The following is a 22,713-nucleotide window of genomic DNA, read 5'->3' as shown; positions in this document are numbered from 1 at the left end:
ATACTCCTTTTCGATAAGAATTGTCATATCTGAATTCTTACCAAAAAGGAGTTATTTTTTACCAAAAACACAAACTATTTTACACTACCGCAAAAATCTATTACCGTTCTGTCCCAAAGTGTCTGCTGCGTGAGAATTTATTAAAATACCAGCAATGTTTTATAAAAATCCGCGGCAGACATAGAAAATCGGGAACTGATATTTTCAGTTCCCATTTTTTATGTTGAAAATATTCAGAAAAAATCTGTTAATCATTTTTGTTGTAGTGTATAATATATCAATAAAGAAGAAAAGTCCGAAAGGAGGGTTTTTATGAAGATTACTTTTATTGGTGCAACCCATGAAGTAACAGGCTCCTGCTATTATCTGGAGGCTGCGGGGCGGAAATTTCTGGTAGATTGTGGAATGGAACAGGGAGAGGATTATTATGAAAATGTTCCTGTTCCCGTAGCACCTGGAGAACTGGATTTTGTTCTTCTTACTCATGCGCATATGGATCATTCGGGAAATTTGCCGGCCCTTTATGCAAAAGGGTTTCAGGGACCTGTATATGCTACGGAAGCTACCAGCCATCTGTGTGATATTATGCTTCGTGACAGTGCCCATATTCAGATGTTTGAGGCAGAGTGGAGAAACCGAAAGGGAAAAAGACAGGGGAAACCGGAATATATACCTGCGTATACCATGGAAGATGCAATGGGAGTGATCCGGAATTTTGTAGGGCGTCCCTACAACAAGGCTTTCAGTCCGGCAGAGGGAATTTCTGTACGTTTTATTGATGCAGGACATTTACTGGGTTCTGCCAGCATTGAGCTGACAGTGACAGAGAATGGAAAGGAAGAAAAAATAGTTTTTTCCGGAGATATCGGAAATATAAACCAGCCGTTGATTAAGGATCCGGAGTATCTGGATATGGCAGATTACGTAGTTATGGAGTCTACTTATGGAGACAGAAGCCACGGAGAGAAACCGGACTATGTAGGGCTTCTTGCGAAAGTGATCCAGGAAACCTTTGACAGAGGTGGAAATCTGGTGATTCCTTCTTTTGCAGTGGGGCGAACACAGGAAATGCTGTATTTTATCCGTCAGATCAAGGCTGAGGGAAGGATACATGGTCACGATGGTTTTGAGGTATATGTGGACAGTCCTCTGGCAAATGAAGCCACAACCATTTTCTCAGAGCATAAGTATGATTGTTTTGATGAAGAGGCAATGGAGCTGATCAATAAAGGAATTAATCCTATCAGCTTTCCGGGATTGAAAATTTCTGTGACAAGTGATGATTCCCGAGCAATCAATTTTGATGATGAACCTAAGGTGATCATTTCAGCCAGCGGCATGTGTGATGCCGGCCGCATTAAGCATCATTTGAAACATAATCTGTGGAATGAAAAATGTACAGTGATGTTTGTTGGGTATCAGGCCATAGGAACACTGGGAAGAGCCCTGCTTGAAGGAGCAAAGGATGTAAAGCTTTTTGGAGAGTCTATCCATGTGGCGGCACGCATCTGTAATATGCCGGGAATCAGCGGACATGCGGATGTGAATGGCCTGATGGAATGGGCAAAGGCATTTAAGGAAAAACCAAAGAAGGTATTTGTTACTCATGGAAATGATGAAGTGACAGAAATTTTTGCAAAACGTCTGCATGAAGAATTGGGTTATGATACGATGGCACCTTTTAGCGGAACCATCTATGACCTGACAGAGAATACCTGTGTTTATGAGGCCACAGGTGTGAAGATAGAAAAGGTTTCTGCTTCCCCGAAAGCATCCAAGGCTGCCCGTGCCTTTGAAAAGCTTCTTTCTCTTGGCTATCGGCTCCTGGCTGTTATTAAGAAAAATGAGGGAATTCCCAATAAGGACCTGGAACGTTTTTCCAGAGATATCCAGTCGTTGTGTGACAAATGGGACAGATGAAAAGCAGGCAGGAAAGAGAGAATTCTCCGACCTGCCTGTGTTTTATTCCTTGAGTTACTGGTTTAAAGCTTGTTTTAATGCCTGGGAAAGCTGATCCGGGCAGGAAGTGTTTTTAAAACCGCATTGGATTCCTTCCAGACGGTTGATTACTTCGTTGGCATCCATGCCCTCTACTAAAGCGGCAATTCCTTTGGTATTACCGTTACATCCACCTTCGAACTGAACGTTGTGAACCTTATGATCTTCATCTACATCAAAATAAATTGCCTGTGAACAGACACCCTTAGTTTTGTATGTCATGATTTTTCCTCCTGTGAAAAATAGTGCTTTCTGCTGTCCTTTATCTGCCTGGCAGAAAAAGTTATATTTATAACCTTGAATATTATAGCAGAATATAAAAAAAGTTTCCATATAAATTAAACTTTTGTTATAATAGGAAATGCAATGTGTAAACAGGTACTTTATATTTGTTTGTCCTGAACCGGACAGGCGTAAAAATAAAAAAGAAGAGGTGTTTTGATTATGAAATGTATCGGTATTATAGGCGCAATGGAGCAGGAAGTATCAAGAATCAAGGAAATGATGAAAGAGGTAAAAATTACAACAAAGGCATCCATGGATTTTTATGAGGGAATTCTGGAAGGAAAGAAAGTTGTAGTTGTACGCTCTGGAATTGGTAAAGTGAATGCTGGAATGTGTACACAGATTCTGGCAGATATTTATGGAGCAGAAGCTGTGATCAATACAGGAATTGCAGGAAGTCTGAATAATGATGTTAATATTGGAGATATTGTACTTTCCACAGATGTGCTGCATCATGATATGGATGCAGTGGGATTTGGCTATAAAAAAGGCCAGATTCCGCAGATGAAGGAATTTTCCTTCCCTGCAGATGAGAAACTGCGCAAGCTGGCAATGGAGGTGTGCAGGGAAGTAAATCCTGAGATCAATGTATTTGAAGGGAGAATATGCTCAGGAGACCAGTTTATCTCTGATAAAGGAGTAAAGGATGCCATTGTTTCTGAATTTGGCGGATTTGCAGTGGAAATGGAGGGTGCTGCTATTGGACAGGCCGCTTATCTCAATGGAATTCCCTTCCTGGTAGTCCGTGCTATTTCTGACAAGGCAGATGGAAGCGCTCATATGGACTATGCAGAATTTGAAATGGCAGCCATTGAGCACAGTGTAAAGCTTACAGTCAGAATGATTCAGGAACTGTAACAGGCACTTTACGGAAAATATTACATATACTGAAATAGATCATCAGAAGAAATGCAGGATCTTGATATGTATTATGATGAATATTTTCCGTTTTATGCTGCATATGCCAATCCAATGTTGTATCAGGGGGAAAGAATGCAGGAAGAGGAATTTGAACTGATGAAATCCTATTATCCCCGGATTGTACAGGAAATTCAGGAAAGGGTGGAGGAAGAATGCCGCCTGTTGGATTATGAGGGAAGCAGGATATATGATGAATATCCGGATAAGTATATGTTTTATCATCTGTGCAGCAAGATTAAAGAGAGTATGAAACCGGAGATAAAAGCCCAGGCAGAGCAGAGCTGTTTTCTGGATGAACTGGTACATGTGCTTTTGGGGCAGGAAATCTGCAGGAGACGCTGCAGGAGAAAACGCTGCAGAGGAACCTTTTATCACTGGTGAGGACATTGCATTGTATGCATGTTCTGTCAGACAGTAACTTAAAGATTTATTGATATAGATAAAGAAATGATGAAGAATTTAAGAGAATATTTAGAAGAACAAATTAATGAAGATCTGATACAGGCTGTTTTAAGTGGAAGTCGGAGTGCTTCAGGTCCCTCTAGGGTGAAAATCCGACCGGTAAAGCTGAAAAATCAAATCTGTTATCAGGCTTCTGCTACTGAGGGTACGAAGATTTTTCATAAAAATTATACTCAAGGGCAGCTGATCGAATATCTGGAAAAAGAGATCATAGATCATTTTGGACAGTTTCAGGCCAGGGGAAGACGGTTGGATGGAACGGTTCTGGTGAGTAAAAAGGGGAAAATGACTGTAAAAACAAAAAAACATCCGGTAAGTGAACCTGTGCAGATTCAGGCTCATAACCGGGTGAAGCAGTACATCCTGAAGGAGGGTGTTCCGGTGCCCTTTCTGGAAGATCTGGGTGTAATGAATGAGAAAGGCAAGATTATTACTTCAAAATATGACAAATTCCGACAGATTAACCGGTTTCTGGAGTTTATTGAGGATATATTGCCCCAGCTTGCCAGGGACAGAGAAATTACAATTCTGGATTTTGGCTGCGGAAAAAGCTACCTGATCTTTGCCATGTATTATTATCTCCGGCAAATAAAGGGGTATGACGTAAATATCATTGGTCTGGATTTGAAAACAGATGTGATTGAAAAATGTAATAAGCTGGCAGAAAAATATGGATATGAGAAGCTGCATTTTTACCAGGGGGATATTGCTGAATATGAGGGCGTATCTTCTGTAGATATGGTGGTAACTCTTCATGCCTGTGACACGGCTACAGATTATGCACTGGCTAAGGCAGTACAGTGGGGAGCAGGAGTGATCCTCTCTGTGCCGTGCTGCCAGCATGAGGTGAACAGACAGATAAAAAATGAAATGCTGGAACCGGTTTTGCGGTACGGTATTTTGAAAGAGAGAATATCAGCACTGATTACAGACGGGGTACGTGCCAATCTCCTGGAGAGCAGAGGTTATGAAACACAGCTTCTGGAGTTTATAGATATGGAGCATACGCCTAAAAACCTGCTGATCAGAGCTGTGAAAACCCAAAAGTCTGCAGGGAATCAAAAAGTTTCTGCAAAGAACAAAACAGAGAGAATGATGAAAGAACTGGAGATTCATCCAACTCTGGACAGGCTCTTGGAAATAATTGAGGAAGGGGAGATGATATGAAACAGGTGATTGCCAGAATATTGATCCTGTTCTGTATTTTTCTCGCCGGAGTGTCGGGAACAGCTCTGCTGCTGAATGGAACGGCTACAGATGACCGTTCGGACTTTAATGAGGCTGCTTTTCCTGAAGTTATGGTAGATCTGGATGGTACGCTGGCAAACAGGATGTATGGATATGCCCAGCCTATGCAGGCGGATTTTACCAGAGACAGTGTAACACCACTGGATACTTCTAAGAAGCTGACTTTTGTGGTAAATCCATATGGGGCAGAGGTTCAGAGCTTTTCTTATGAAATTCGTACATCGGATGGAAGCAAGGTTCTGGAGAATAAAAAGATCAAAGCGCTGGAGTCGGATGGTCAGAACCTTCGGGCTTCCGTAGAAATCGGAAGTGACCTGAGAATGAACCAGGAGTATTCTATGCAGATTACTCTGGTGACAGGCGGACGCGAAATATATTATTATACCAGAATAGTGGCAAGAGCTCAGGTGCATGCAGGAGAATATGTAGCTTTTGTAAAGTATTTCTACGAGACCAGTATGGATAAAAATGCGGCAGATGATCTGGCCAGCTATCTGGAACCGGATACAACAGGTGTAGCTACCAATTATTCCAATATCAGTATTAATTCTACGTTGGGAGAGGTGAGCTGGGGAACCCTGAAGCCGCAGATATATAAAGAAGGAATCCCTGTTATCAAGGATATTAATGAGACCACCGCAAGTATTTCCATAGATTATCAGTTTACTTCTCAGAATGAAAATGAGATTACAGAAGTATATGATGTAGAGGAATTTTACAGAATGAGATACATGGATTCCAGAATCCGGCTGTTGGATTTTCAGAGGTCAGCGAATCAGATATTTGATCCGGAAACAGCGGTGTTCTCAGAAGATGGTGTGATTCTGGGAGTGCGAAATAAGGATGTAGAGTATTTGTCAAATGACAGTGGTAGAGTAGTTGCTTTTACACAGCAGGGAGACCTGTGGTCCTATGCTCCGGGTAGCAGTAAAGTAAATCGGGTATTCAGTTTCCGGAAGTTGGAGGATGGGGATTTCAGAGATTCCAGAAATCAACACAATATCAAGATTGTGAGAGTCAGTGATGAGGGGGATATAGATTTTGTTCTTTATGGATATATGAACCGGGGAGTTCATGAAGGCTATGAAGGTCTGGTCGTATATCATTTTAACAGTGATAAGAATGTGGTGGAGGAAAAGGCATTTATTCCTATATCCGAATCCTATGAGTTTTTGAAAAGAGATCTGGGAAAATTATCATATGTAAATGAGCAAAATGAGCTTTTCCTTCTTTTTGCCCAGAATCTGTATAAGGTGGATATAGAAGGTAATTCCTACGAGATTCTGGAAGAAGGCATTAAATATGATAATTTTGTAGCTTCTGATAATAATGATCATGCTGCATGGCTGGTCACAGAGGGAGATTCAAAAGGCTGTATCCGGGAAATTGATTTTGATACGAAAAAGACCCGTACGATTACCTGCGAGGAAGGACAGAGACTTAGGACAGCAGGGTTTATCAATGAAGATCTGGTTTATGGAATTCTGCAGAAGTCCGATATTCTTACGGATTCCAACGGACATAGATCAGAGGGAATTCAAACTCTGCGTATTGAGGATTTTGATGGAAATGTGAAGAAGGAATATTATAGGGATGGTCTGTATATTACCAATATTTCTGTGGGAAATACATTGATAGAATTTGAGCTTTCAGCAAAATCCGGGGATACCTATACTGTGCAGAAAAAAGATACGATTATGAATAACGGAAAGGCAGCAGCCAATAATGTTAAGATTGAGCTCATTTCTGCATCACGCACAGGGGTGCGGGTAAAGCTGGTGCTCAGTGAAACTGCTCAGACAGAAAATCCTCTTGCATTCTATGCAAAGATCAGTAATACAAAAGAAGAGTTTATCAGTCTGGATAAGCAGATACCTCAGGAATCAACTTACTATGTATATGCCAGAGGCGGGCTTGACAGTACCTGGACAGATCCGGCAAAAGCTGTACAGAGAGCTGATGAACAGGGAGGGGTTGTTCTGAACCGTGCTCAGCAGTATGTATGGGAGAGAGGTAACAAAAAAACAAAGATACAGCTGGATACCATGGAAATCCCTGATATAGTACTGGAGGGGACTCTGGATAAAAAAATACTGAAAAAGAAATTGAGAAAGACTGGTACAGTGATCGATCTTTCAGGGTGCAGTCTTGACAGTGTGTTGTATGAGGTAAGTGCCCAGAGGCCTGTGATTGCCAAGACAGGAGATAACACCAGTGTGGTGATTGTAGGATATGATGAGTACAATACGTATCTGTATGATCCTGTAAAAAAGGAGACGTATCCGTATGGTATGAATGATAGTACAGATCTGTTCCAGAAAGCGGGAAATATATTTATCACATATATTGAAGCGGTGCAGGCAGTGCAGGAATAAAGAAAAAGAATGAAATGTAAAAGATAAAGGAGAAAAAGGATATGTTATATGAAAATATTAAGAAGCTGGTTCAGTATGGAATAGAGACAGGGCTGACACCTGCATGTGAAAAAAATTATGCCACAAATCTTCTGCTGGATGTATTTAAGGAAGACGAATATACAGAGCCGGAGGAAGAATATGGTAATATTGATCTGGAGGAAGTGCTGAAAGCACTTCTGGATGAAGCGGTGAAGAGAGGACTGATTGAGGACAGTGTGGTTTATCGTGATCTGTTTGATACCAGACTGATGAACTGTCTGATGCCGCGTCCGGGACAGGTTCAGAAGGAATTCTGGGATAAATATTCCAGGAATCCTGTAGAAGCTACGGATTATTTTTACAAGCTTAGCCAGGACAGTGATTATATCCGGCGTTATCGGGTAAAAAAAGACCAGAAATGGACAGTGGACAGCGAGTATGGAAAAATTGATATTACAATTAACCTTTCCAAACCGGAAAAGGATCCAAAAGCCATTGCAGCAGCAAAACTGGTGAAATCAAGCAGTTATCCAAAATGTCTTCTTTGCCCTGAAAATGAAGGGTATGCAGGTAGAGTAAACCATCCGGCAAGGGAAAACCACAGAATTATTCCCATTACTGTAAATGACAGTCCATGGGGATTCCAATATTCTCCTTATGTATATTATAATGAGCACTGTATCGTATTTAACTGCAGTCATGTTCCTATGAAGATAGAGAGAAATACCTTTATCAAATTATTTGATTTTGTAAAATTGTTTCCTCATTATTTTCTGGGTTCCAATGCGGACCTGCCAATTGTAGGAGGCTCCATTCTCAGTCATGATCATTTCCAGGGAGGACATTATACCTTTGCAATGGCAAAGGCACCTATTGAGAAAACAGTTACCATTCCGGGATATGAGGATGTGGAGGCTGGAATTGTAAAATGGCCTCTTTCCGTACTGAGAATTCGTCATAAGGATGAGAAACGTCTGGTGGATCTGGCTACACATGTTCTGGAAGTGTGGAGAGGATATACAGATGAGGCTGCATTTATTTTTGCAGAGACAGAGGGAGAACCGCATAATACCATTACACCTATCGCACGTAAGGTAGGTGATACCTTTGAACTGGATCTGACACTGAGAAATAATATTACCACAGAAGAGCATCCTCTGGGAGTATATCATCCTCATGCTCAGTATCATCATATTAAAAAGGAAAACATTGGTCTTATTGAGGTAATGGGTCTGGCAGTACTTCCTGCAAGACTGAAGGAGGAACTGGAGCTTCTGGGAGAATATATTCTGGAAGGAAAGGATGTTTCTTCTAATGAAAAGATAGAAAAGCATGCAGACTGGGTGGCAGAATTTCTGCCAAAATATGAATATCTGGATAAAGAAAATATCCAGGATGTGCTTCGCAAAGAAGTGGGAAATGTTTTTGTTCATGTTCTTGAGGATGCAGGAGTTTATAAATGCACGCCAGAGGGCAGAACAGCGTTTATGAAATTTATTGACAGACTCTAATCATTGTTGCAGGATGTCCTGCGGCGTGCCTGAGGGTTTTGTAAAATGGAGGTAATAAAAGTATGGACAGACGAAAACACAAAGGAGGAAAACGGCTGGCCTGCCTTTTTCTGGCAGCGGCAGTGATAACAGCAGGAATTCCGGTACAGGCAGTGGAGTTTGAGGCTCCCTGCGCAGATGCAGGGCTGTTTAGCTCTGGCGAGGATGATGCTTACACAGGATATGTGGGGGAAAACAGTGATAGGGGTGAGACTGCAGTGCAGGCCACACCTATACCTGTTTCAACAGTGATTCCTGAGGTATCACCTTCACCGGCCCTTGAGGTGTCGCCTTCTGTAACTCCGGAAGTATCTCCGACAGTAACCCCTGAGGTGTCTCCGAGCATAACGCCAATAGTGACGCCAACTCCAACAGTGATGCCGACACCAACAGTGATGCCGACACCAACAGTGACACCAACACCTACTCCGGTACCCTTTGATCCTGCGAAAGAAGTGCAGATTCGTTTTATGGATGGTGATGGCATTGAGTGCGAAAATCTCAGGACAGTGGTAAAGTGGGATGACTCTGTACTGCTTCCCCATGTGCCGGATTCTGCAGCACCTGATAAGTGGAAGCTGGAGCAAAATGAGATGCTTGCTGATGGCATCACCTTTAATGGCGGTGAAAAGCTGACTTTAAAAAAGACAGAAAGCTGGCCAAAGTTTCTCAAAGATGGTGTGCTGACTTTTTATATGCCCAGGAAGTGTAAAGTGGTTCTTTATAACAATTCCGGAACAGCGTCCTTTTCCAAACTGACATTGACAGCCTATGAGACCAATTCCGTGATGTTGCCGGATCCAGGAGGCACAAAGTATGTGAATTATGGCTGGACAGATGAACAGGGAGGCACAGAGGTAAAATATGAACTGAATTCTCAATATACAGTAAATAAGGATCAGTTCCTGTATATTATCCGCCGCACGGCTTTGCAGGTGACTTTCCGTTCACAAAGCGGAGCAAGTAATAACACATTTGCAAGGTTGAATCAGACCATTGGAAAAGGGCTGACGATACAGCTTCCCAAGGTGCCGGCCAGAAAGGGATATCAGGCTCTGGGCTGGGCTCTGAGCAAAAATGCATCTAAAGTGGCTTATGCGCAAGGTAAAGTGATTACTGTAAAGAAGAATCTTAACTTTTATGCAGTTTATAAAAAGATGCCATATAAAGTAACCTTTAATAATAACAGTGGGACCAGTACCAGCAAAACCTATACTTCCCTGGATCTGTATGCAGAAAAAAACCAGAAAATCACTCTTCCGGAGGTTCCCAAGGCAAAGGGATATATCAATCTGGGCTGGACTACCACAAAGGGAGGGAAAAATCCGGTATATGCAGCAGGCAGTCAGGTAAAGGTTACAAAAAATACTACTTATTATGCAGTACGCAGAAAGAGTAAATATTATACCGTACAGTTCTTCCTGGGAAATGGGAAAACAAATGCCTCTTACCAGAAGCTGAATATGAAGGTTGAAGAGGGAACCACCATCACTTTCCCATTGGTGCCGGCCAGAACCGGATATGTGAATAAAGGCTGGTCCACAAAGAAGAATGCAGATAAAGCTACCAGCAGAACCACTTATACGGTGAAGAAGAATCTTAAATTGTATGCTGTTCAGAAAAAGGCAGTGAAGATTGCCTTTTATACAAACAGCGGAGTGGTATCCTCCACGGTAACTCTTGGAAAGGGAGATACTTATACTCTGCCTGGTGTGAAGGATGCAGCCGGGTATACATTTATGGGATGGTCACCCAGGCAGGGACAGAACACAAGTCCTGAATATGAGGCAGAGCAGGAGATTGTAGTGGATGATAATATGAATCTGTATGCTGTGGTATTCAGGAATTCTTCAGAGAAAAACCTGCCGGCGGAGGAACTGCCTCAGGTAAATCCCTATCAGTACAAGCAGGTAGTATTTGTGGGAGATTCCCGGACGGAATTTATGAGTAATGTGCTGAAGAACATGCCGGCGAATGTGACTGAGAATGTGAAATTTGTGTGCAAGAGAGGTGAAGGATACGAGTGGCTGATCAGCACCGGTTATCAGGAACTGTATCGTTTGGTAGAGCATGATACCAATAGTATTTTACAGAAAAAAACAGCTGTGATCTTTAATTTCGGTGTAAATGATCTGAAAAAATACAAGAAATATGCGTCATATTATAATCTCATTGAGCCAATCCTTACGAGTAAGGGATGTGAGCTGTATTTTATGTCAGTTAACCCTATAAACAGAAAAATGCTTTCTAATGCAGACAGGGCGGACAGAAGTGAAGCTGAACTCAGAAGGATGAATGATTATCTTAGAGAAAATCTGTCTTCAGCCTATACCTATATTGATATGTACAGCTATCTGAAGAGTACAGGATATAGTTTTTCAAGTGATCATTATGGTGCTGGGACGATAGATGACGGACTTCATTATACAGCGGCTACTTATAAGAGAATTTATGCCAGATGTCTGGATTCTCTGAAAAGACGATAAATGATTATGGAAAATATCAGATTACTCCTTGCGTGAAATCAGGGAATAGTCTATACTAAAAGGCGAGACGGCTGTGGGAATTAACAGCGTTTCGTCTTTTTAGCAATATTCGTTTGATAATGGGAGAAAGAGGAAATATTGAGATGAAATTAACAACAGTAAAAGAAATTTATAAAAACAGAGAACAGTATCTGGATAAAGAGGTTACCGTAGGCGGCTGGGTCAGAAGCGTACGTGATTCCAAGACATTTGGATTTATTGTGCTTCATGACGGTACTTTTTTTGAGACCCTTCAGGTTGTTTATCATGATACTATGGAGAATTTTTCAGAAATCTGTAAACTGAATGTAGGTGCTGCCATCATTGTAAAGGGTACTCTTGTAGCTACACCACAGGCTAAGCAGCCCTTTGAGATCCAGGCGTCAGAGGTTGTTGTAGAGGGAACCTCAGCACCTGATTATCCGCTGCAGAAGAAACGTCATAGTCTGGAATATCTGAGAACGATTACACATCTTCGTTCACGTACCAATACTTTCCAGGCAGTATTTCGCGTTCGTTCTCTCTGTGCCTATGCAATTCATAAATTCTTCCAGGAACAGGGCTTTGTATATGTGCATACTCCTCTGATTACAGGAAGTGACTGCGAGGGAGCGGGAGAAATGTTCCAGGTTACTACACTGGATATGAATAATGTGCCAAAGGATGATAAAGGAGCAATTGATTATACTCAGGATTTCTTTGGAAAAGAGACCAATCTGACAGTAAGCGGACAGTTAAACTGCGAAACTTTTGCTCAGGCATTCCGCAATGTTTATACCTTTGGTCCTACTTTCCGTGCTGAGAATTCCAATACTACCCGCCATGCAGCAGAGTTCTGGATGATAGAGCCGGAATGTGCTTTTGCTGATCTGAATGACAATATGGATCTGGCAGAGGCTATGTTGAAATATGTGATCCGTTATGTTCTGGAGAATGCCCCGGAGGAAATGAATTTCTTTAATTCCTTCGTAGATAAGGGACTTCTGGACAGATTAAATCATGTGGTAAATTCTGAGTTTGGTCATGTTACCTACACAGAGGCAGTAGAGATTTTGGAGAAGAATAACGATAAATTTGATTATAAGGTATTCTGGGGTTGTGACCTGCAGACTGAGCATGAGAGATATCTTACAGAGGAAATTTTCAAAAAACCAGTATTTGTCACAGACTATCCGAAGGAAATCAAGGCCTTCTATATGAAAATGAATGAGGATAATAAAACAGTTGCAGCTATGGACTGTCTGGTACCGGGAATTGGAGAGATCATCGGAGGAAGCCAGAGAGAGGATGATCTGGAGAAGCTTGAAAAGCGTATGGATGAACTGGGTCTGAAAAAGGAAGATTATGATTTCTATCTGGATCTCCGTAAATATGGTACTACCCGTCATGCAGGTTTTGGACTGGGATTTGAGCGCTGCGTAATGTACCTTACCGGCATGGGAAATATTCGTGACGTAATCCCATTCCCAAGAACTGTTAAGAATTGCGACCTGTAAGTATAGGCTGATTGTTTTATTCGTTTGATTTAGAAAGAGAGATTGGCATGAGATTTATCCATCTTGCAGATGTACATTTAGGTGCAGTCCCTGACAGAGGCTGTTCCTGGAGCAGCAGGCGAGAGGAAGAAATCTGGGAAACTTTCCGCCGGGTTATTGCGGGCATCCGCGAGAATCCGGTGGATTTGTTATTTATAGCAGGAGATTTGTTCCATCGTCAGCCGCTGCTGCGTGAGTTAAAAGAAGTAAATAATTTGTTTTCTTCTATACCGGATACCCGGGTTTATCTGATGGCGGGAAACCATGATTATCTGAAAGAAAACTGTTTTTACAGAGGATTTCAGTGGTCGTCCAACGTGTTTTTTTTTGAAAAAGAAGAGCTAACCTGTGTGAAGGATGAGAAATTGGATGTCTATATTTATGGGCTCAGCTATGAACACCAGGAAATAGAGGAACCCCTTTATGATTCTGCCAGTCCACGGGCAGAGGAAGGAATCCATATTCTGCTGGCTCATGGGGGAGATGCAAAGCATATTCCTGTAAATATGGGGGCAGTATCCGGTGCAGGCTTTGATTATATTGCATTGGGGCATCTCCATGAGCCTCAGATCTTGATTCCGGACAAAGCTGCTTATGCAGGGGCACTGGAACCTGTGGACAGGGAAGATATGGGACCCCATGGCTATATGGAGGGAGAACTGGAGAATGGAAGCCTGAAAACCAGGTTTGTTCCCTTTGCCTGCCGCTCTTATGAGCAGATCACGCTGATGCTGCGTGAGGACTCTACACAGGCATCTGCGGAAAATATGCTGAAGGCAGATTTGTCTCAAAAGGGCAGAATGAATATTTATAAAATTTTTATCAGAGGAAACCGGACTCCCGGTTTTTGGCTTCTGCCGGAAAAGCTGAAAACCTTTGGAATTATTTCAGAAGTTGTAGATGAGTCCAGACCATCTTATGACCTGGAGATGATGGAAAAGCAATATAGCGGGACTCTGATCGGAGATTATATCAGATATTTTCCTGAAAATAACAGAACAGAAACAGAGGAGAAAGCCTTATATTATGGAATTCAGGCATTGATGGAGACTGGCAGGTTTTCCGGGATGAAGGGAGAGCCTGAAAAGGAAGCCGGATATTCGCTGGATCTGGAGCGTTCCATGCAGATGTTGAAAATGTCCAGAAAGGGATTTTTGGTTCAGCAGGAGAGAAGGTGCAGGGATGAGGAAGGGGAGCTGCAAAAGCTTTTGACAAATGTGGAGCATGTCCAGAGAGAGATGAATACTCTGAAGGGTAATCTGGATCAGATTGAGGAAAAAGAGAATTCTCTTCATATGCGGCCTGGAGATGAGACAGGAGTGGCTATTCTGGACAGAAAGACGGAAAGGGCCAGGAAAAAGAGAGATTTTTATACTGCAGGGATGATCCTGTCTGCTGTTCTGGGAATTATTCTGCTTGTGGCAGCTACTGTGTTTACGGACAGTGCTGTTCTTGAATTGGGCATTCTTGTGATTGCGGCTTTAGGCGTATGTGTCTTTGGAACCGGAAGGATGAAAGGGGCCAGAGAACTGCAGAAGAGAGGACGCATGAAGGCAAAATGGCTGTCCAGACAGCAGGAGCTGAAAAAGAACAGGGAAGAACTGCAGCGGGAGTATTGTGAAAGGGAAGTTTCCCTTGGAAATCTGCAGGAGGAATATAGAGAGTATGAGGACAGAATTTGTCTGACTGCGAGGGAAGAAATAGATATTAAGGCATTGAATCTGGCTATGGGAGTTATTAAAAAGTATTCGGAGGGACGCTAAAAGCGGCGGTTCCTCTGGGGCTCATGGTTTTGAGAGCTAATAACTTTAAGGTTTGGAAAATCGGCTAGCTGCATAAAAAAATCCGCAAAATCCGCCCATATGGGCGAGTTTTACGGATTTTTTTGGCTGTGTTTTGGCAGAGGCTTTATTGGGGACGCAGATTGCTTCGCTTCTGCTGGAAGGGAACACGCTATACTAACTCATTTAGTATAGCGAGACATGTAGTTGGTTACGCAGCGGTTGATTCGGTCCACAGGGTTAAGGAGCTGGCTGATGGACTGGTCGTGGTTGAGGGTGTCGATGATCAGGGCAATGTATTTGCTCATGTCGCAGGTGATATAGTAGTCTTTGGCAAGAAGCTCAGGGGACTGGTAAATCAGGTTAGTGGTGAGCAGCTTGTCGAAGACGCCATCTTTGTGGGCTTTGTCGAATTTTTCCAGGCCATCGGTGAAGAGACCGAAGGTGGAACAGATATAGATTCGACCTGCACCTCTTTCTTTGAGGAGAGAGGAAATTTTAAGTACTGTATCTCCGGAGGAAATCATATCATCGATGAGAATCATGTCTTTGCCTTTAAGGTTTGGTCCAAGGAATTCGTAGGCTGCGATTGGATGGCGGCCATTCACTCGTTTGGAATAATCAAGACGTTTGTAGTACATTCCCATATCTACCCCCAGGATATTGGCCAGATAGATAGCACGGTTCATGCTTCCTTCGTCAGGGCTGATGATCATGAAGTGGTCATTGTCAATGTGAAGGCCATCTTCATGGTTTAAGAGAGCTTTGATAAACTGGTAGGAAGGCTGGATGGTTTCAAATCCGTGCATAGGGGTTGCGTTCTGGACACGGGCATCGTGGGCATCAAATGTGATGATGTTTTCTACACCCATGCTTACCAGCTCCTGAAGTGCAGTTGCACAGTCCAGGGATTCTCGGCCGTTGCGGATGTTCTGGCGGCTTTCATACAGGTATGGCATGATTACATTTATTCGGCGGGCCTTTCCGCTGACTGCGCCGATCACACGTTTTAAGTCCTGGAAATGGTCATCCGGAGACATAAGATTGGTAAATGGTCCGATATTGTAAGTGATGCTGTAATTGCATACGTCTACCATGATATAGATATCATCGCCGCGGACGGATTCCAGGATAGTACATTTGGCCTCTCCGGAACCGAAACGTGCTGTCTGAACAGGGAGGAGATAAGAATCTCTCTGATAACCCTCGAAAGCAAAGGAGCCCAGTTCATCGTGGGAACGTTCCTTACGCCACTGAATCAGCCAGTCATTGACTTTTTCTCCCAGATCTTTACAGCTGATCAGTGGGATCAGACCCAGTCTGCCCACCGGAAGTGTAGTTAAATCCTTTGTATTTGTCTGTGACATGATTTTATTTTCCTCCTAAGAATATTTTCTGTATCCGAATATCTTTGGCTTCCAGCTTTACCATACGATAATTGCTGGCTATCCGGGAAAAGGTTCTCTCGGAATAGGTGTCCGAGAAATTTTCAAGTTTTAGATTTGTAGAAATAATTGTTGATTTTCTGCGCATGATTCGTTCGTTTATGCACAAAAACAACTGAGAAGATACGAAACTGTTAGTCAGTTCGGTTCCCAGATCATCGATGATCAGCAGATCACTGTCAAGTATAAATTCTGCACCCTCGTTTTTTTCCCTGGAGAATTTGGAATCTGCAAGGAGATCAAAAAGATCAAAGGCAGAGAAGTACATGACACAGTGGGCTGTATCCAGTAATTCCTGTGCGATGCAGTGGGAGAGAAAGGTTTTGCCCACGCCGGTATCTCCGTAGAGAAAAAGATTTTCGAAACAAGTGTCAAATGTCCTTACGAAATTTCTGGCGGTATCGAAAGCCTTTTTGGCGGTTTCTCTTTCAGTCAGTCCCGTAGCTTCGTTTCTCATTGTATCAGAATAGTAGTCAAAAGAAAAGTGCTCAAAGTTTTCTTTTTTGAGAATTTCTTTTAAATTGGACTGTGTGTAGAGTAATTCTATCTCAGCCTTCTTGAAGCAGATACATTTTTTATCTCCTACATAACCCGTATCCTGACACAGGGGGCAGGTGTAGGGAAGCTCCAGATAATCTTCAGGATAAGAATTGCATACAAGTAAGGCAGTCCGCTCCTGAGACAGGAGAGAGATTGCTGCTTTCAGGTCCTCGGTACCGGAGGCCTGTCCGCTTAGCAAGGCTCTGGCCTTTTGTGTACTTAAAGTAGCCACTTCTTCATCGATTTCTCTGATTCGGGGGATTTTGGCATAGATTTCCTGTTTATGTTCTTCCAGAAGACGACGGTTCCTGGATTGGGCCTTGCTGTATTCCCTCATAATCTTATCGTACTGATAGTTCTGTAAAGGCATGAACTGCCTCCTTTTCTGTATATCTTTAGGTGATATGGTTCTTTACTGGTTCAGTAATTTCTTTTCATATTCGTTGAAGTCGTATTTTCGCTGATGAAAATTATTGAATCGGTTCTGACTGGCAGGTTTAGCAGATGAGTCTCTTTTGTTAGATGCTTTTTCTGCTTTTTCCAGTTTACGCTGCTGACGCTGGGCATCCAGCTGGCGGATATCGGAAAGATTTTTGACACTTTTATCCTTCCAGCCAGAGAGGATCTTGTCTGCATAGGGGAAACTGGGCTGACCGGTTGCCAGAACCGTACGGCTGCAGGCTTCCTGGACAATGTCAAGTGTGAAGCCATAATCCTTCAGCCAGGTGTCCATGAGAGAAATTTCATTTTCTACAGGATTTCGGCCGCTGATCCCCATAGCTTTCAGGATGATGTAATATTCCCGGTTATACTGGGAATTTGTTTCTTTAGCCATGGTAACAGTGGAGATTCCTTCTTTGGCCCATGCAAGCGCCACAGTTTCTATGTATCGAATACTCTTATGTCCTCTGCTGACACTGTATTCAATCAGATATTCTATGAGATCCGGGGAAAAATGAAGCTCATCATAGAAGAACATGATCTTTTTAACTTCAGTGGGAGTCAGAGTTTTGCCCAGGTATTGTTCTGTAATATAGAGTAACTGAACAATCTCATCGTTCTGTTTCAATTCTTTCACACGGTCAGGGGTCAGAGAGGAAACAGAAGCCGGTGCAGAATCAGGGGTGGGTTCAGGTGCAGGCAGGATGGAATTTTTATTCTGCTTTTTTGGTTCGGTCAGGGTAATACAGGAAATTTCGCCGCTGTCCTGACAATTTAAAATCAGGAGTTTTTCTTTTTCCCAGTATTTCAGGGCGCGGAGGATATCTCTCTCTGTACAGAAAAAATGATCTGCCATCTGTTCCAGGCTGAACGGAGTGGTTCCGTCAGACAGCAGACGGAGAAGATGGATGTATACTTTTACAAATTCCCCGTTGGCTCTGGGCATATAGTTGTCTATAAAATCATTGGTTAGGACTGTGACTTCCCGGGGGGAAGCAGTCTGTAATGTGATGGATGTCATGAATCTGCTCGCTTTCCTGTTTTATGGTCATATTGATTTTTGACCCTAATATCATCTGAATTATAGCACAACCTTTATTTTTGTGCCAGAGGAAAGATTGGTTAAGTGGCGCTGCTGAGAATGAAGAGAGTAGTAATGTGGATAATGTGGATAATGTGGAAAAGCAAAAATGTAAATGATTATTGGAAACTTGAAAAACAACGATTTTGGGCGAAGAACATAGAATTTATGTTAAGAAAACTGTCGAATTATGTTAAATGATTTATACACATATAAATCCACAATAATGGGAGACATAAAATGTGTATAACCATGTGGATAATGTGGATAAGTGCAAAAAAGAGGAAAAAAACACAGGCAGAGAATGTGGAACAATTTGTTTATAACTTTGGGATAAATACACCGCCAATTGAAAAAGTGATTCTGAATTTGGAGTAAAAAAGAGACCGCCGGATATGAAATCCTGACGGTCTCCTGATTTTTTATTTACCTAAAAGCTGTTCGCCGATAGTTACCACGTCACCGGCTCCCATAGTGATAAGCAGATCGCCTTCCTGGCAGTTGGAGAGAAGAAAATTCTCGATCTCATCAAAAGTCGGGAAGTATTCACAGGGAGTGCCAAGTTCCTGGATTCTCTTCTGAAGATCTGCGGAAGAAATACCCAGATCATCGGTTTCTCTTGCTGCATAAATATCGGCTACAACTACATGGTCAGCCAGAGTAAGTGCCTTGGCAAATTCCGGCAGAAGTGCTTTGGTACGGGTATATGTATGAGGCTGGAATACGCACCATACTTTATTGTGAGGATAGTTGTGGGCTGCGTTTAAGGTAGCTTCGATTTCTGTAGGGTGATGTGCATAATCATCAATAATAGTAACACCTGCCACCTGGCCTTTATACTGGAAACGGCGGTCAGTACCGGTAAAGCTTCCAAGACCCTTGATAATCACATCTTCGGAAAGTCCCAGAAGATGTCCCAGGGCAATTGCTGCCAATGCATTAGATACATTATGGATACCCGGTACCTTCAAATAATAACTTCCTATTTTTACACCATGACGAAGAACAGAGAAAGAAGCGTGACCATATTTATCATAGGTAATATCCCCTGCCTGATAATCTGCATCCTGTTCCAGACCATAGGTGATCACATTGCAGGGAAGGTCGCGGATGATCTCTTCGTATCTGGGCGTGTCTGCATTAATGATCAGAGTTCCGTCAGCAGGAAGAAGCTGGGCAAAACGGCGGAAGGAATGACGGATATCATCAATATCCTTAAAAAAGTCCAGATGATCGGCATCTATGTTCAGGATAATACTGATTTTTGGAAAAAAGCTCAGGAAGCTGTTGGTATATTCGCAGGCTTCTGTGACAAAGGTTTCAGATTCGCCTACACGGATATTGCCTCCGATGGCAGGGAGAATGCCACCCACACTGATGGTAGGATCGCAGTTTCCCTCCAGGAGAATGTGGGATACCATGGAAGTGGTGGTTGTTTTACCGTGAGTTCCGGAAATGGCAATGGGAGTTTCGTAATTGCGCATGATCTGTCCCAGAAGTTCTGCACGGGTAAGCATTGGTAGTCCCTTTTGTACTGCGCAGGCATATTCCGGATTATCCGGATGAACGGCAGCAGTGTAAACTACCAGTTCTACCTGATCACTGATATTGGAAGCGCGTTGACCGTAGTAAATAGTAGCACCTTTTTTCTCCAGTGCCTGGGTCAGAGGGCTGGACTTGGAATCGGAACCTGAGATAATGAAATTCTCTTCGAGAAGAATCTCAGCCAGACCGCTCATACTGATTCCGCCGATGCCAATGAAATGGATATGCAGCGGTTTATGAAAATCTATCTGATACATAATATGGTTCTCCTTATTTTGGTTTGGGCTTATTATACTCCCGGAAAGGAAAAATGAAAAGTCTTTCAGTTATATCTTTTTTGTGATGGTAAGGATATAGCAAAAAAATACAAAAAAACAGATAAATATATAGAAAAAATGCATAATAAATATAAGAAAAACCGAAGCGTGTCAAAAAAAGGCGTATACAATAGCTCTAAAAATAGTAAAAAACAGAAAGAAAAATTGTAAAAAATGTTCACTAACTATAGGAAGTGTGGTATAATGAGAAAATCATAACATACAAGAGGTGATTGCATGATAAAGAAAGAAATGATAGCCATGCTTTTAGCTGGCGGCCAGGGCAGCAGGCTGGGCGTACTGACAGAGAAAGTAGCAAAACCTGCAGTTGCTTTTGGCGGAAAGTATCGTATCATAGACTTTCCTTTAAGTAACTGCATTAACTCGGGTATCGATACAGTAGGCGTATTAACACAGTATCAGCCGTTGAGGCTTAATACACATATAGGTATTGGTATTCCGTGGGATCTTGACAGAAACGAGGGTGGTGTAACTGTACTTCCCCCATATGAAAAAAGTACAAGCAGTGAGTGGTACACAGGAACGGCCAATGCGATCTTTCAGAATATGGATTACATGGAACAGTATAATCCGGACTATGTCCTGATCTTGTCCGGTGACCATATTTATAAGATGGATTATGAGGTGATGCTTGATTTTCACAAGGCAAATAAAGCAGATGTGACAATCGCCTGTATGCCTGTACCTATGGAGGAAGCAAGCCGTTTCGGTATTATGGTGACTGATGATATGGGAAGGATCACCGAGTTTGAGGAGAAGCCGGAGAATCCAAGCAGTAATCTTGCGTCCATGGGTATTTATATTTTCAGCTGGCCTGCACTGAAGGAGGCACTGGTCTCTCTGAAGGACCAGAATGGCTGTGATTTTGGAAAGCATATTCTTCCCTATTGTAAGGAAAAAGGTGAGAGACTTTTTGCTTATGAATATAACGGATATTGGAAGGATGTAGGGACTCTTGGCTCATATTGGGAAGCCAATATGGAACTGATCGATATTATTCCGGAATTTAATCTTTATGAAGAGTTCTGGAAGATTTATACAAAAGGGGATATTATTCCGCCTCAGTACATTTCAGCAGAGGCTGTTACAGACAGGTGTCTTATAGGTGAAGGTTCTGAGATCTATGGTGAAGTACATAATTCTGTGATTGGCCCTAATGTTGTTATTGGAAAGGGTAGTGTGATCCGTGACTCCATTATTATGCGCAATTCCGTGGTGGGAGAGAACGTACAGATGGACAAAGCGATTATTGCAGAAGATGTTATTATAGGTAATCATGTTGTCCTGGGCTGTGGAGAGGAAGCCCCCAATGTGGCAAAGCCGGCAGTTTATGCTTTTGGAATTGCCACTGTAGGTGAACGCAGTGTGGTTCCGGACAATGTGAAAATTGGTAAAAATACTGCTATATCAGGCGTGACTACCCCGGAGGATTATCCGAATGGAGAACTGGCAGGCGGACAGGTGATCACAGCAAAGGATGGTGACGGGAAATGAGAGCAATAGGTATTATTTTAGCGGGTGGCAATAATAACCGCATGAGAGAATTATCAAATAAGAGGGCAATTGCAGCTATGCCCATTGCCGGAAGCTATCGAAGTATTGATTTTGCGTTGAGCAATATGGCGAGCTCTCATATTCAGAAAGTGGCAGTGTTGACACAGTACAATGCCCGATCTCTGAATGAGCATCTGAGTTCTTCCAAATGGTGGGATTTTGGCAGAAAACAGGGAGGACTTTTTGTATTCACACCTACGATTACCAAGGAAAACAGCCTCTGGTATCAGGGCACTGCAGATGCAATCTATCAGAATCTCCAATTCCTGAAAAGCAGCCATGAGCCCTATGTGGTAATTGCGTCCGGTGATTGTGTCTATAAGATGGATTACAATAAAGTGCTGGAATATCATATTGCAAAGAGGGCAGATGTTACAGTGGTATGCACTACTTGTGAGGATCCGGCGGAGATTGAGCGGTTTGGTGTACTCCGTATGAATGAGGACTGCAGGATCGAGGAATTTGAAGAGAAGCCCATGGTGTCTTCTTATAATACAATTTCAACAGGAATCTATGTGATCCGCCGCAGACAGCTGATTGAGCTGATCGAGAGAGCTGCTTTGGAGGGACGCCATGATTTTGTAAAGGATATTCTTATCCGTTACAAAAATCTGAAGAGAATCTATGGATATAAGATTGATTCTTATTGGAGTAATATTTCTACAGCAGAAGCTTATTATAAAACAAATATGGACTTTCTGAAGCCGGAAATCCGTAATTATTTCTTTAAACAGGAGCCAACTGTGAAGACAAAGATTGATGACCTGCCTCCGGCAAAATATAATCCGGGTGCCCAGGTGAAGAACAGTCTGGTGGCCAGTGGATGTATTATCAATGGTACAGTTGAGAATTCTGTTCTTTTTAAAGATGTCTTTGTGGGAAATAATTGTGTGATCAAGAATTCTGTTATTCTGAATAATGTATATCTGGGAGACAATACACATATTGAAAACTGTATTGTGGAAAGCAGAGACACGATCCGTGCCAACTCCTATTACTGTGGTGAGGGAGAAGTAAAAATCGTTGTAGAGAAAAACGATCGTTATGTATTGTAAATCAGATTTAACC

At 42.4% G+C, this 22,713-nt stretch carries 16 protein-coding genes; 11 read left to right on the top strand and 5 right to left on the bottom strand.

Annotation, left to right across the window (positions count from 1 at the left end):
* Positions 1-312: 312 nt before the first annotated feature.
* Entirely contained in the window at positions 313-1,920 is a 1,608-nt protein-coding gene (locus ACTNDS_RS15720; protein WP_441036731.1) for an MBL fold metallo-hydrolase RNA specificity domain-containing protein, read from the top strand.
* A 54-nt stretch (positions 1,921-1,974) separates the two neighbouring features.
* On the opposite strand, the gene ACTNDS_RS15715 is transcribed toward ACTNDS_RS15720, so the two are convergent.
* Complete coding sequence (locus ACTNDS_RS15715) at positions 1,975-2,220, bottom strand: TIGR03905 family TSCPD domain-containing protein (RefSeq protein ID WP_173742638.1); 246 nt, start codon at positions 2,218-2,220, stop codon at positions 1,975-1,977.
* Between the two features lie 222 nt (positions 2,221-2,442).
* Here ACTNDS_RS15715 and ACTNDS_RS15710 point away from each other — a divergent pair, with 222 nt between their 5' ends.
* The 8 genes from ACTNDS_RS15710 (at position 2,443) to ACTNDS_RS15675 (ending at position 14,683) form a co-directional block, all read left to right on the top strand.
* Positions 2,443-3,141, top strand: coding sequence for a 5'-methylthioadenosine/adenosylhomocysteine nucleosidase (locus ACTNDS_RS15710; RefSeq protein WP_173742637.1), 699 nt, complete (start codon positions 2,443-2,445; stop codon positions 3,139-3,141).
* A gap of 66 nt (positions 3,142-3,207) precedes the next feature.
* Positions 3,208-3,585: a hypothetical protein gene (locus ACTNDS_RS15705; RefSeq protein ID WP_173742636.1), complete on the top strand. Its 378-nt coding sequence runs from the start codon at positions 3,208-3,210 to the stop codon at positions 3,583-3,585.
* A 69-nt stretch (positions 3,586-3,654) separates the two neighbouring features.
* Positions 3,655-4,833 (top strand): class I SAM-dependent methyltransferase, encoded by a 1,179-nt coding sequence (locus ACTNDS_RS15700; RefSeq protein ID WP_441036732.1) that lies wholly within the window; start codon positions 3,655-3,657, stop codon positions 4,831-4,833.
* Positions 4,830-7,289: a hypothetical protein gene (locus ACTNDS_RS15695; RefSeq protein ID WP_441036730.1), complete on the top strand. Its 2,460-nt coding sequence runs from the start codon at positions 4,830-4,832 to the stop codon at positions 7,287-7,289. The genes ACTNDS_RS15700 and ACTNDS_RS15695 overlap by 4 nt, the downstream gene beginning before the upstream one ends.
* A 41-nt stretch (positions 7,290-7,330) precedes the next feature.
* Positions 7,331-8,821 (top strand): UDP-glucose--hexose-1-phosphate uridylyltransferase, encoded by a 1,491-nt coding sequence (gene galT, locus ACTNDS_RS15690; protein ID WP_173742634.1) that lies wholly within the window; start codon positions 7,331-7,333, stop codon positions 8,819-8,821.
* Positions 8,822-8,883: 62 nt separating this feature from the next.
* Positions 8,884-11,346 (top strand): InlB B-repeat-containing protein, encoded by a 2,463-nt coding sequence (locus tag ACTNDS_RS15685; RefSeq protein WP_441036729.1) that lies wholly within the window; start codon positions 8,884-8,886, stop codon positions 11,344-11,346.
* Positions 11,347-11,489: 143 nt separating this feature from the next.
* Positions 11,490-12,881 (top strand): asparagine--tRNA ligase, encoded by a 1,392-nt coding sequence (gene asnS, locus ACTNDS_RS15680; RefSeq protein WP_441036728.1) that lies wholly within the window; start codon positions 11,490-11,492, stop codon positions 12,879-12,881.
* 47 nt (positions 12,882-12,928) lie between these two features.
* The gene (locus ACTNDS_RS15675; RefSeq protein WP_441036727.1) at positions 12,929-14,683 is read left to right on the top strand and encodes a metallophosphoesterase family protein; all 1,755 of its coding nucleotides are present in this window, start codon (positions 12,929-12,931) and stop codon (positions 14,681-14,683) included.
* 200 nt (positions 14,684-14,883) lie between these two features.
* Here the strand turns inward: ACTNDS_RS15675 and ACTNDS_RS15670 are convergent, their stop codons facing one another.
* The 4 genes from ACTNDS_RS15670 to murC all read right to left on the bottom strand — a co-directional run bounded on the left by ACTNDS_RS15670 (position 14,884) and on the right by murC (position 20,010).
* A complete protein-coding gene (locus ACTNDS_RS15670; RefSeq protein ID WP_441036726.1) occupies positions 14,884-16,068 on the bottom strand; it encodes a ribose-phosphate pyrophosphokinase in 1,185 nt (394 codons plus the stop codon).
* Positions 16,069-16,072: 4 nt separating this feature from the next.
* A complete protein-coding gene (locus ACTNDS_RS15665; protein WP_441036725.1) occupies positions 16,073-17,056 on the bottom strand; it encodes an ATP-binding protein in 984 nt (327 codons plus the stop codon).
* Between the two features lie 42 nt (positions 17,057-17,098).
* Positions 17,099-18,148 (bottom strand): DnaD domain protein, encoded by a 1,050-nt coding sequence (locus ACTNDS_RS15660; protein WP_173742628.1) that lies wholly within the window; start codon positions 18,146-18,148, stop codon positions 17,099-17,101.
* A 482-nt stretch (positions 18,149-18,630) separates the two neighbouring features.
* Complete coding sequence (gene murC / locus ACTNDS_RS15655) at positions 18,631-20,010, bottom strand: UDP-N-acetylmuramate--L-alanine ligase (RefSeq protein WP_441036724.1); 1,380 nt, start codon at positions 20,008-20,010, stop codon at positions 18,631-18,633.
* A 297-nt stretch (positions 20,011-20,307) separates the two neighbouring features.
* Between murC and ACTNDS_RS15650 the strand changes: the two genes are divergently transcribed.
* Both ACTNDS_RS15650 and glgD read left to right on the top strand, forming a co-directional pair.
* Positions 20,308-21,585, top strand: coding sequence for a glucose-1-phosphate adenylyltransferase (locus ACTNDS_RS15650; protein ID WP_173742626.1), 1,278 nt, complete (start codon positions 20,308-20,310; stop codon positions 21,583-21,585).
* Positions 21,582-22,700, top strand: a complete 1,119-nt coding sequence (gene glgD, locus ACTNDS_RS15645) for a glucose-1-phosphate adenylyltransferase subunit GlgD (protein WP_173742625.1) — start codon at positions 21,582-21,584, stop codon at positions 22,698-22,700. The genes ACTNDS_RS15650 and glgD overlap by 4 nt, the downstream gene beginning before the upstream one ends.
* Positions 22,701-22,713: the final 13 nt, after the last annotated feature.

Source organism: Blautia sp. HCP3S3_C12 (assembly GCF_052064155.1).
Classification (GTDB): Bacteria; Bacillota; Clostridia; order Lachnospirales; family Lachnospiraceae; genus Blautia_A.
The sequence above is the reverse complement of the archived record's forward strand: the minus strand, read 5'-3'. Positions and strand labels throughout refer to the sequence as shown.